We start from the raw sequence: 11916 nt of genomic DNA, 5'->3' as shown, positions 1-11916 counted from the left end.
TGAATCAGACGCGCCCCAATTTTCGTAGCCCAAGCGCCAGAACGATAAGGAAGACGCCACGAAACAGGAAGCTGACGCCGACGACGACGGCGAGAAATACCAATCCTGTGCCCGGCCCGCTGAACAGCAACAGCCCGCCGAGGACAACGTCCACAGCCCCCAGAAGCAGCCGCCAGAGGCGGTCATGCGCCACCCTGACCGCACTCACGATCTGGAAGATTCCGCTGACCAGAAGCCATGCGCCGATCAGCAGAACCAATGACAGCGCACCGGCAAAGGGATTGAAGATGGTGACTACGCCAACGAGAACGCCCAGAAGTCCGAGCAACAGTTCGATCCAGCGCGCTCGGGACGCGAGAGACGACAGCCCGGCCGCCATCGCCGCGACGCCATAGACGACAAGCATCACGCCGAGCAGGATGCCGGTCGCCAACCCCGTAGCCAGCGGATTGATGAGAGCGAACAGACCGATCACAATCACGATCAGGCCATAGGCGAGGATCCAGCCCCAGCCTGTTGCAGGCTTTTTACCATGGCCGGAATGCGTTGCTTGTCCGTTTGAACTGGCATTCGTCATAAGATTGGCTCCTTGCCTGCGCCTCGACGACCATTGACTGGTTAAGACCTGTTTCGTGAAAGTATCGATATATTCTGACACGAGCAGTCATGAGTTTCATCGATGTGCTTTATGAATGCCACCGATATGCCCGCCCCGATTGGATAATACTGCGCCGCACGCCCGGACCCTACGCCCAAGAGGCCTGAGAGAGTGTCAGGAGCGCCCCGCTGGCCGTCGGGAGATCGACCGCGATGCGCCCGGACACCGCTGCGAGGGCCTCGACGGCGGGCTTGCCGCGAGGCCTTGCCGTCGGTCGATCCGTCAAAGGTCTGGCCGGCCCAGATCACGCCCTCCGTCGCGTGAAAGCAGGTGCGAGAAGACGGCGGAGTTCGCCTCCCCTCGCCTCGGTCGCAATGGCCACGCTCGCCGGTTCGGACTTGCTCTTGTTGAGGAGGACGATCCGTTCCGACCCGTCCGGCCCCCGCAGGCGCCAGCCCTTGACGGACGGTCGGATCTTGTAGCGCAACAGGCCGGCGACGCCCTCTTCGGCAAAGTACTCCTGCCATTGCCAGATCAGCCGGCCTATGACTCAGGTCCTCGAATTGAACACGGGACAACGCGTATAAGGCTGTCCTGCTCGGCCACCGGCGGCGACTCTTGCGCCCAAACAGAGATTCGGCCGATGATCGGCTTCGGCTTTCATCACATTGAAGGGAGATAGGATGAAGCGCGTTCGTAGCCGGTTGTGGCTCTTGGCTATGCTCGTACTGCTCCCTTTACTCGTTGCCTCTCCGGCTTATGCGCTGGAAACAGGGTCTCTCATCGACCTGACCCGTCATCCGGTAGGCTATCTGGCGCTGCTGATCTTTTTCGTCGCTTACGGGTTTGTGGCCATCGAGAAGGCCACCCACATGCGCAAGTCGAAACCGGTGATGCTGGCGGCAGGCATCATCTGGGCGCTGCTTGGCATCGTCTATGCTTCGCGTGGCGAGAGCGCGGCGCTCGAGGCTGCGGCCAAGCATGTGATCCTCGATTATGGCGAACTGATGCTGTTCCTCATAGTGGCGATCACCTATGTAAACACGATGCGGGAGCGGCGTGTCTTCGACGCGCTGAGATCCACGCTCGTCAGCCGGAACCTCAGCTATCGGCAACTTTTCTGGCTCATTGGCGGGCTTGCATTCGTTTTCGGTCCCATCATCGACAACCTCACCACCGCGCTGGTGCTGGGCGCCGTGGTGGTAGCCGTCGGGGTGGGCAGCTACCAATTCATCGTGATGGGCTGCATCATCGTCGTCGTAGCGGCCAATGCGGGCGGCGTCTTCTCGCCGTTCGGCGACATCACCTCGCTGATGGTATGGCAAAAAGGCAAGTTGCAGTTTCTGGAATTCTTCAATCTCTTCCTCCCCTCGCTCGTGAACTTCCTCGTGCCGGCCGCCTTCATGCATTTCAGCGTACCGAAAGGAGCGCCGGAACCGGTGAACGAAACCACGCGGTTGAAGTCCGGAGGAGTCGTGGTGATCCTGCTGTTCCTCGCAACGATCGCAACGGCCGTCCTTTTCAAGAGCGTCATCGGACTGCCGCCCGCGATGGGAATGATGCTGGGCCTCGGCTATCTGCAGATGTACGCCTACGCTCTGCAGACGATCGGCCGCCGCCGCGGCGACGAAACGATCGCATTCGACTCCTTTCGGGTCATGCGCCACGTCGAGTGGGATACGCTCCTGTTCTTTTTCGGCATCATCTTCGCCGTCGGGGGACTTGGTGTCGCTGGCTATCTCGCGCTGGCGTCGAACTATCTCTACGGCGATTTGGGGCCGACCACCGCCAACATCACGATCGGCGTGCTCGGCGCCGCCTTCGACAACATCCCGCTGATGTTCGCCGTACTCGCCATGAACCCGGACATGTCGAGCGGCCAGTGGATGCTCGTCACCCTCAGCACGGGCGTTGGCGGCAGCCTGGTGTCGATCGGCAGCGCGGCCGGCATCGTGCTGATGGGGATAGTGCGCAACCACTATACGTTCATGAACCACCTTCGATGGTCCTGGGCCATCGCCCTGGGCTATGTGGCGAGCATCATGACCCATCTGTGGGTCAACGCCGCACACATGTAGCCCTCGGGAGCGACGAGAAGAACATCGCGGCCTGGCGCGAGGATCGACCCCTCGACCGACCGTTCCGGGATCGCCAAGGCGCTCGACGATCGGGTCTCCTAGTGGGAACGCGCCTTCCGCGCCGGGGTTTCCCCCTAACGGAGGAACCGGCATGGATGACGATCTCGACGATCTGTCGCGCGAAGAGTTGATCGCGCTGGCGCGGCAGATGCGCAGGCGCCAGCCAGTGCTATCAGGGACACAGCCAGCAGGGGCGGCCACGATGCGGATTTGAGTAGTGCTCAATCCCTGTGTTCACGCGAACCGTAGGATCGATCGATGAACGGCGGCTTGGAGTAGCGGACAATACGTAATGCTGCGTCGCGACAAGCAGGTCATGAACAGGCATCCCGGAGGATCCATGACCGATAGCAGCGTTTCCACGACGGCACCCGACCCGCTCGACGGCATTGCCCAGATGCTCGATCGCGCTTCGGCGGGAGCGGTCGCGCAGATGACGCACGGCCTCTCGCCGGTCACGATGATGCAGGCCTTGCTGGACTGGAGCGCCCATCTTGCCATCTCGCCGGGCAAGCAGCTTCAACTGGCGAGCAAAGCGGGTCGCAAGTTCGGCCGCATTGCCGATTACACGGCGCGGCGTATCGGGCGAAATGTCGCAACGCCGGCCATCGAGCCGTTGCCCCAGGACAGGCGATTTGCCGATCCGGCCTGGAAGCGAATGCCGTTCGACCTGATGTCGCAGGCGTTTCTTCTCCAGCAACAATGGTGGCATGCGGCGACCACCGGCATTGGTGGAATGTCCAGACATCATGAGGAGATGGTCAATTTCGCGGCGCGGCAGTTTCTCGACATCTTCGCGCCATCCAACTTCCTCGCGACCAATCCGGTCCTGCAGGGCAGGATCATCGAAACGGGAGGCAAATGCCTGGCCGACGGCGCCATGCATTGGGTTGAAGATGCGCAGCGTCTCGCGCGAGGCGAGCCGCCGGTTGGCGCAGAGAAGTTCCAGGTCGGCGAGCAGGTCGCCATCACCCCCGGCAAGGTGGTGTTCCGCAACGCGCTGATCGAGTTGATCCAATATAGCCCGACGACCGGGACGGTGCATCCCGAGCCGGTGCTGATCGTGCCGGCGTGGATCATGAAATACTATATCCTCGACCTGTCACCCGAGAATTCGCTCATCCGCTGGCTGGTGAGCGAGGGGTACACGGTCTTCGCCATTTCCTGGCACAACCCCGGCAGCGCCGACCGCGATCTCGATATGGATGCCTATCGGCGCCTGGGACCGATGGCGGCGCTGGACGCCATCACTGCGATCACTGGCACTGAGAAAGTGCATGGGCTGGGCTATTGCCTGGGCGGTACGCTGCTGGCGATCACAGCCGCGGCGATGGCGCGCGATGGCGACGAACGGCTGGCATCGCTTACCCTTCTCGCTGCGCAGACCGAGTTCAGTGAACCTGGCGAGCTCGGCCTCTTTATCGACGACGCGCAGCTCAACCTGCTCGAGAACATGATGTGGGGTCGGGGCTATCTGGACAGCACGCAGATGGGCGGCGCCTTTCAGATCCTTCGGTCCAACGACCTCATCTGGTCGCGCATCCTGGGAACCTACCTGATGGGAGAGCGCGAGCCGATGACGGACCTGATGGCCTGGAACGCCGATGGGACACGGATGCCCTATGCGATGCATAGCCAGTATCTGCGACGACTGTTCCTGAGCGACGATCTGGCGGAAGGCCGGTTCAAGGTCGATGGGCGCACCATCAGCCTCGCTGCGCTGCGCCAGCCATGCTTCGTGGTGGGAACCGAGCGCGATCATGTCGCGCCCTGGCGTTCGGTCCACAAACTTCACGGCCTGACTGGCGCCGAGATCCGTTTCGTGCTGACTAGCGGCGGTCACAATGCCGGCATCGTTTCCGAACCGGGGCATCCGCGCCGTCGATATCATGTCGCGACGCGGGCGCAGGACGCACCCGCGCTCGATCCGGACGCCTGGCTCGAGCAGGCGGAACCACATGATGGCTCGTGGTGGATCGAGTGGGCCGCATGGCTGGGCGATCATTCGGGCGAACGAAAGGCGCCGCCTTCGATGGGCAATGCGCAAGCAGATTGTCCCGTCCTGTGCGATGCCCCCGGCCATTATGTGCTGGAGCGCTGAGCCGTGAGCATCGTGGACATGATCGAGAACCGCATCTTCGACGAGATCGCCGTGGGAGAAACGGCGAGCGTCACGCGCGTGCTGGGAGAGCGGGATATCCAGCTCTTTGCTCTCGTTTCGGGCGACGTCAATCCGGCCCATCTCGACGCAGAATTTGCGGCCGGCGAGCTGTTCGGGCGGGTGATCGCCCATGGCCTGTGGGGCGGCGGCCTGATCTCCGCCGTGCTGGGCACGCAGCTTCCGGGTCCGGGCACCATCTATCTCACCCAAAACCTGCGCTTTCACCGGCCGGTGAGTCTTGGCGACACGATCATCGCCTCGGTCACGGTGCGCGAGAAGCGGGACCATACTATCGTCCTGTTCGACTGCCGCTGCGTCAATCAGAGCGGCGAGGAAGTGATCAGCGGCGAAGCCGAGGTGAAGGCGCCGACCGAGAAGGTCCGGCGACCGCGCATGGCCTTGCCTGACGTCAGAATCTCGGATCATGACGGCTATCGCCGGTTGATCGAGCAGACAAGCGGCGGCGAGCCGGCGACGACTGCGGTCGTTCATCCGTGCAGCGTGTCGGCGATTCTGGCGGCCGTCGAGGCCGCCGAAGCCGGCCTGATCGTGCCCATCCTCGTCGGCCCCCAGGCCCGTGTTCGCAAAGCGGCCGAAGAGGCCGGTAAGGACATCGCCGCCTTTCGCATCGTCGACGTCCCCCACAGCCACGCCGCAGCAGCCCGATCGGTCGAATTGGTCCGCGCGGGCGAAGCGCGGCTGTTGATGAAAGGATCGTTGCACACCGACGAGTTGATGGGGGCGGTGGTGTCTTCGGCGACGGGCCTGCGGACGGAGCGGCGGCTTAGCCATGCCTATGTCATGGATGTGCCCGGCCACCCCACCCCGCTCATCATTACCGACGCCGCGATCAATATCGAGCCGAGTCTGGAGGACAAGGCCGATATCATCCGCAATGCCATCGATCTGGCCCATGTCATCGGGATCGCGTGCCCCAAGGTCGCGATACTCTCCGCCGTGGAGACGGTGAACCCGGCAATCCGCTCAACGATCGATGCGGCCGCGCTCTGCAAGATGGCCGATCGCGGGCAAATAAGCGGCGGCGTCCTCGACGGGCCGCTCGCCTTCGACAATGCGATCAGCGAGAAGGCCGCCAAGGAGAAGGGCATCGTCTCGCCCGTCGCGGGTCGCGCCGAGATCCTCGTGGTTCCCAATCTGGAGGCTGGCAACATGCTGGCCAAGCAGCTCACTTTCCTGGGCGGCGCGGACGCCGCTGGCGTCGTGCTTGGCGCGCGCGTTCCGATCATTCTGACGAGCCGATCCGACTCGCTTCGTACCAGCCTCGCATCCTGTGCGGTGGCGGTGCTGCTCGCACGGGCCGCGCCCAAGGCCGCGCCGGGACTCGTGCCAGGACTTGGGCCAGGACTCGGAGCGAACCCACGATGAAGGCAATCGTCAGCCTCAACGCCGGCTCGTCCAGCATCAAGTTCGCGCTCTACCGGCTTGTCGACGACGCCCTGACGTTCGACGCCGGCGGCAAGATCGAAGAGATCGGCTCGCGACCGCGACTCAAAGCCCGCAATGCCGATGGCGAGATCATCCTGGAGCGGGACTGGCCGGCGGATAGCGCCATCTCGCATGCGCATCTGCTCGAGGATCTGTTCGGCTGGGCGGCGACGCAGCTTGGCGATCGTCAGATCGTCGCGATCGGCCATCGGATCGTCCATGGCGGAGTGCGGTTCGCCGCGCCGCGGATCGTCGATGACGCCCTGCTTGGCGCGCTGGAGACGTTGATCCCGCTGGCGCCGCTGCATCAGCCCCATAATCTGGCGGCGGTGCGCGCGCTACGTGCCCTGGCGCCCGACCTTCCGCAGATCGCCTGCTTCGACACAGCGTTTCACCATGACTTGCCGGCGCTTGCCACCCGCCTGCCACTCCCGCGTTCTTTCCATGAGGAGGGCGTGAGACGATACGGCTTTCATGGCCTTTCCTACGAACATATCGCCAGGCGGCTTCGGGATATCGATCCTCTGTACGCTGGCGGCCGCGTCATCGCCGCGCATCTTGGAAATGGGGCCAGTCTGTGTGCGATGAACGGGGGCGCGAGCGTCGATACCACCATGGGATTCACCGCGCTCGACGGACTGATGATGGGCACGCGAACGGGCGCGCTCGATCCCGGCGTCATCCTGTACCTGCAAACACACCAGGGTATGAGCGTCGCAGAGGTCGAGACGCTGCTCTACAAGCAGTCAGGCCTGCTGGGCGTCTCGGGCGTTTCCAGCGACATGCGCACGCTCCACGCGAGCGCCGCGCCGGAAGCCGGCGAGGCGATCGATCTGTTTGTGCGGCAGGCCGCCAGACAGGCGGCGAGCCTCATTCCTTCGCTCGGCGGTCTCGACGGCCTGGTGTTCACGGCGGGCATCGGGGAGAATGATCCGGTCATCCGCGCGCGGATTTGCGACTGTCTTGCCTGGACGGGATTGATGCTCGATCCCGATGCCAATCGCCGCAATGATCCGCTCATCAGCACGCCAGGCAGCAAGGTTGCCGTCCGTGTCATTCCCACTGACGAGGAAGCGGTCATCGCCGGCCATGTCATGACCTTGCTCAAGCCCGATGGAAGGCCAGATGGATGGATCGCCTCATGAAGCCGCTTGTCGACCTGGCGGGAAAGCGCGGGCTGGTGGTCGGCATCGCCAATGAGAGCAGCATTGCGGCCGGCTGCGCCGCGGCCTTTGCCCAGTGCGGCGCGCGGCTCGCCGCCACCTATCTCAACGAAACGTCGAAGCCCTATGTCGCGCCGGTCGTGGAGCGGCTCGGCGTCGAATGGCTGGCGCCCTGCGACGTGCGCGAGCCGGGCCAACTGGAGGCGCTGTTCGAACGGGTGAAGGCCGAATGGGGCGGGCTTGACTTCCTCCTCCACTCGATCGCTTTCGCGCCGCGCGAGGACCTGCACGGGCGCGTCGTCGACTGCTCGGCCGATGGGTTCGCGCTGGCGATGGACGTTTCGTGCCACAGCTTCCTGCGCATGGCGAAGCTCGCCGAGCCGCTCATGGGCGATGGCGGCTGCCTGTTGTGCGTCACCTTCTATGGCTCCGAACGGGTGGTGGAGAACTACAATCTCATGGGGCCGGTGAAGGCCGCGCTTGAGAGCGCGACGCGCTATGTCGCGGCCGAACTCGGTCCCAAGGGCATCCGCGCCCATGCGATCTCGCCGGGTCCGATCGCGACGCGCGCCGCGAGCGGTATCGAGCGATTCGACGAACTCCTCGAGAAGGCCGCTGCGACCGCGCCTGCCGGGCAACGCGTCGATATCGCGGATGTCGGCGCGCTCGCCGCGTTCCTCGTCAGCGACGCGGCCCGCAGGATCACGGGCACGATCATTCCGGTGGATGGCGGACAGCACCTGCTGGCCTAAGCCGTGGAGCTTTTCCAAGATAGAAGCGTGTCGCGGTCACCGCGATCGCACGCTGCTATTTACGGCCCTGCTGGGCGGGCTTCGAACCATCGTCGGCCCTCTTGGGCACGGGCCATGGTGTGGCTGGCGTCGCCAGTACCAGCCAGGGCTTCATGAGGGTTTCGAATGCGGCGTTCGGATCGACGCTGACCGCGTTGCCCAAATTCTTGCGCCAGTCGCCGACCGCTTCCTCGACCTGCGCGGCGGCCGCAACGCGCACGGTTTCGACTTCGCTGAACAGATCCTGCAAGTGGGAGTTGAATTTATTGACCGACACGCCCTCCTTGCCGGACAGGCCCGTGGTCAGAGCGGCCCGTGTTTCGTCGGCAACTTCCGATGCCCCGCGCCCGCTCAGCTCGAGCAGCTTCCGGCCGCTTTCCCGCCACGTCTCGGTGAGTTTGAGGCCAAGGCGAATATTTGCCTGCGCGAGAGCAAAGATAGTCTCAAGGGGCTGGACCATGTGGGTCACTCCTGAAGTTGGCTTGTCGTGTCGGATAATTGAAGCCTAACGCGCGACGAATGACGCGCCATCGGGATTATTACGTAACTCGCGCATGCACCGCGCTCGCAGGGCCGTCAGATGTCCATCCGGATCGATTCGACGCCGCGCTTGAAACGGGGGCATCGGACCGTGTCCGCCCGTCGCGCAGGGCCGCAAGACGCCGTTGATAGGCCGTTACGAGCTGGGCGTGGCAAATCCGGGCCTCGGCGCAGCGTGTGGCCCGACCCTGCGCCCGGTGAAACAAGACGCGCTTGAGATAGTAGGGAACGTCAGCCTCAGTCACGTCGCTACCTTTCTCAACAAGGGTGAGGCAGGCCGCTCGCACACGCATTACGCAATTATCCGTAGGCGCACCTCCGGCCTTAGTAACATCCCGTATATTCGGCAGGTGTCCGACATCTATCCTGTCTGGAGGATCCACGGAAAATCGGCAGAATTGGTGAAACCGGAAACATCATCGGCATGGCACGCCTCTACGGGTGAAGACGTCATCTCCAGTCTGGACAGCGATCCCGCCGGCCTCAGCCAGATCGAAGTCGAGAAACGGCTGCGGATCCACGGACCCAACACACTGCCCGTCGCCGCCGCTGTCCATCCGCTGCTGCGCTTCCTGGCGCAGTTCAACAACGCCTTGATCTATTTCCTCCTCGCGGCCGCTTTCGCCGCCGCCTTGCTCGGCCATCTCGTCGATGCTTCTGTGATTGTGGCCGTGGTGCTGGTCAACGCGATTGTCGGGTTCGTCCAGGAAGGCAGGGCGGAGCACGCGCTGGGCGCGATCCGCGATATGATCGCGCCCCAGGCGACGGTTTTGCGCGACGGCGCACGACGCGCGGTCGCGGTGCCCGACCTTGTCCCGGGCGACATCGTCATGCTGGAGGCAGGCGACCGGGTGCCGGCCGACCTGCGGTTGCTGCGGGCCCGCGGCCTGCTGATCGATGAAGCACCGCTAACGGGTGAGTCCGTGGCGGTGGAGAAGGACGTCGAGCCGGTGGACACCGCCGCAGGGATTGCCGACCAGCGCAACATGGCCTTCTCGGGCACGCTGGTCGCGGCGGGACGGGCGAGCGGCGTGGTCGCGGCAACGGGCGTCCAGACCCAGATCGGACGCATCAGCAGCCTTTTGCAGGCCATCGATAATGTCTCCACGCCGCTGCTGCGCCAGATCAACCGCTTCGCGCGGCGCTTCACCTGGCTGGTCATGGCGGGAGCGGTCCTGTTGTTCGGCTTCGCCGTGCTGGTCCGCGAGTTCCACTGGGTCGATGCGCTGATCGCCGTTGTCGCGCTGGCAGTCGGGATCGTTCCGGAAGGTCTGCCAGCGGTCATTACCATAACACTTGCCATCGGCGTGCAGCGCATGGCCGTGCGTAACGCCGTCATCCGCCGCCTGCCCGCCGTCGAGACGCTCGGCGCAACCTCGGTGATCTGTTCCGACAAGACGGGCACCCTGACGCGCAACGAGATGATGGTGCGACGGGTCTTGATCGAGCGCGACGAAATCCTCGTCGGCGGATCGGGCTATGCACCCGAAGGTGGCCTGACCAGCGAGGGCGCCGACGACGACGCATCGGCGATCGCTGCGGCAAGCGCGATCATCCGCTGCGGGCTGCTGTGCAACGATGCCGCGCTCCGCAAGGATGCCGCGCAATGGAAAGTCGACGGCGATCCCATGGAAGGCGCACTCGTCGCGCTGGCCATGAAGGCTGGCTTCAACCCCGATCATCTGCGCGGCGAATGGCAACGGATCGATGAGATCCCGTTCGACCCCGCCTATCGCTTCATGGCGACGCTTCATGCCGATCCGGCGGGCGGGGCGGTCATCTTCGTCAAGGGCGCCCCCGAAGCGGTCATGGCGATCACGGGCGTTGATCCAGCACTTTGGGAGCAGCGAATTGGCGCGGCGGCCGAGCATGGCGAACGGTTGCTCGGCTTCGCGATGAAGCGGCTGGAGGGTCGAAAGGAGCGCCTGTCATTCGATGACCTGAGCTGCGGCGGCGAGTTTCTCGGCATGATGGGCTTCATCGACCCCCCGCGCGAGGAAGCGAAGGCCGCGATCGCCGAATGCCGTTCCGCCGGGATCGCGGTCAAGATGATCACCGGCGATCATCTCGCGACCGCCCTGAGCATCGCGCGCCAGCTGCGGCTCAGCGAAGCGCCGCGCGGCATGACCGGCGCCGAGCTCGAACTTCTGTCCGACGATGGGCTGGCCGAGCGGGTTCTCGACGTCGATGTCTTCGCCCGCACCAGCCCCGAGCATAAACTGCGCATCGTCCGCGCCTTGCAATCGCACGGACTGATCGTCGCGATGACAGGTGATGGCGTGAACGACGCGCCATCGCTCAAACAGGCCGATGTCGGGACGGCGATGGGCCACAAGGGAACGGAGGCGGCCAAGGAAGCCGCCCAGATGGTGCTACTCGACGACAATTTCGCGTCGATCGTCGCCGCCGTTCGGGAAGGACGCACGGTTTACGACAATATCCGCAAGGTGATCACCTGGACCTTGCCGAGCAACGGCGGGGAGACGGTCGCCGTCGTCCTCGCGATCCTCATCGGCTTCACGCTGCCGATGACCGCGACGCAGATCCTGTGGATCAACCTCATCCTTGCTGTCACGCTGGGCCTGGTTCTCGCGTTCGAGCCCAGCGAACCGGGGACGATGACGCGCCGGCCACGGTCGGCCAATGCCCCCCTGCTCTCCCCATTCCTGCTGTGGCGCGTGCTGCTGGTGTCCGTCCTGCTGGCCGCGATCTCGCTCGGCCTGTTCTTCCATACGATCGGACAGGGCCGCGATCTCGAAACCGCGCGCACCATGGTGGTCAACATGCTGGTGGTGGCTGAGATATTCTATCTCTTCAATGTGCGCTATCTGCACATGCGCTCGATGACCTGGCGGGGCGCGCTGGGCACGCCGGCCGTGCTCGCTGCGATCGTCATCGTGATCATCGCGCAGTTGCTCTACACTTATGCCCCATTCATGCAGGCGATCTTCGAGAGCCGTCCACTGCGGCTTGCCGACGGCGCCCTCATCGTCGGCCTGGGCGTCGTGCTCTTCTTGTTCCTCGAAGCTGAAAAGCTGCTGATGCGCCGCCTGGGCTGGTTCGAGGAACTGTTGTGACC

General features: G+C 64.0%; 9 protein-coding genes. 7 read left to right on the top strand and 2 right to left on the bottom strand.

Features of this window, described 5'->3' with window-relative positions; all coding sequences use genetic code 11:
• Nucleotides 1-4 precede the first annotated feature (4 nt).
• Complete coding sequence (locus SxD43FB_RS17295; RefSeq protein WP_096063248.1) at nucleotides 5-577, bottom strand: HdeD family acid-resistance protein; 573 nt, start codon at nucleotides 575-577, stop codon at nucleotides 5-7.
• 704 nt (nucleotides 578-1281) lie between these two features.
• Here SxD43FB_RS17295 and nhaD point away from each other — a divergent pair.
• The 6 genes from nhaD (at nucleotide 1282) to fabI (ending at nucleotide 8258) form a co-directional block, all read left to right on the top strand.
• A complete protein-coding gene (nhaD, locus tag SxD43FB_RS17290; protein WP_096063247.1) occupies nucleotides 1282-2676 on the top strand; it encodes a sodium:proton antiporter NhaD in 1395 nt (464 codons plus the stop codon).
• 151 nt (nucleotides 2677-2827) lie between these two features.
• A complete protein-coding gene (locus SxD43FB_RS25965; protein ID WP_255245782.1) occupies nucleotides 2828-2950 on the top strand; it encodes a hypothetical protein in 123 nt (40 codons plus the stop codon).
• Nucleotides 2951-3076: 126 nt separating this feature from the next.
• On the top strand, nucleotides 3077-4837 hold the full coding sequence (locus SxD43FB_RS17285) for an alpha/beta fold hydrolase (RefSeq protein ID WP_096063285.1): 1761 nt from the start codon (nucleotides 3077-3079) through the stop codon (nucleotides 4835-4837).
• 3 nt (nucleotides 4838-4840) lie between these two features.
• Complete coding sequence (locus tag SxD43FB_RS17280) at nucleotides 4841-6283, top strand: bifunctional enoyl-CoA hydratase/phosphate acetyltransferase (RefSeq protein ID WP_096063246.1); 1443 nt, start codon at nucleotides 4841-4843, stop codon at nucleotides 6281-6283.
• Nucleotides 6280-7488: an acetate/propionate family kinase gene (locus SxD43FB_RS17275; protein ID WP_096063245.1), complete on the top strand. Its 1209-nt coding sequence runs from the start codon at nucleotides 6280-6282 to the stop codon at nucleotides 7486-7488. The genes SxD43FB_RS17280 and SxD43FB_RS17275 overlap by 4 nt, the downstream gene beginning before the upstream one ends.
• Nucleotides 7485-8258: an enoyl-ACP reductase FabI gene (gene fabI, locus SxD43FB_RS17270; RefSeq protein WP_096063284.1), complete on the top strand. Its 774-nt coding sequence runs from the start codon at nucleotides 7485-7487 to the stop codon at nucleotides 8256-8258. Before SxD43FB_RS17275 ends, fabI begins: the two co-directional genes overlap by 4 nt.
• 55 nt (nucleotides 8259-8313) lie before the next feature.
• On the opposite strand, the gene SxD43FB_RS17265 is transcribed toward fabI, so the two are convergent.
• On the bottom strand, nucleotides 8314-8757 hold the full coding sequence (locus SxD43FB_RS17265; RefSeq protein WP_096063244.1) for a hypothetical protein: 444 nt from the start codon (nucleotides 8755-8757) through the stop codon (nucleotides 8314-8316).
• Nucleotides 8758-9238: 481 nt separating this feature from the next.
• Between SxD43FB_RS17265 and SxD43FB_RS17260 the strand changes: the two genes are divergently transcribed.
• Complete coding sequence (locus SxD43FB_RS17260; RefSeq protein WP_096063283.1) at nucleotides 9239-11914, top strand: HAD-IC family P-type ATPase; 2676 nt, start codon at nucleotides 9239-9241, stop codon at nucleotides 11912-11914.
• The last annotated feature ends 2 nt before the right edge of the window (nucleotides 11915-11916 follow it).

The organism is Sphingobium sp. D43FB, from assembly GCF_002312805.1.
GTDB lineage: Bacteria > Pseudomonadota > Alphaproteobacteria > Sphingomonadales > Sphingomonadaceae > Sphingobium.
This window is presented reverse-complemented; position numbering and strand designations above follow the sequence as displayed.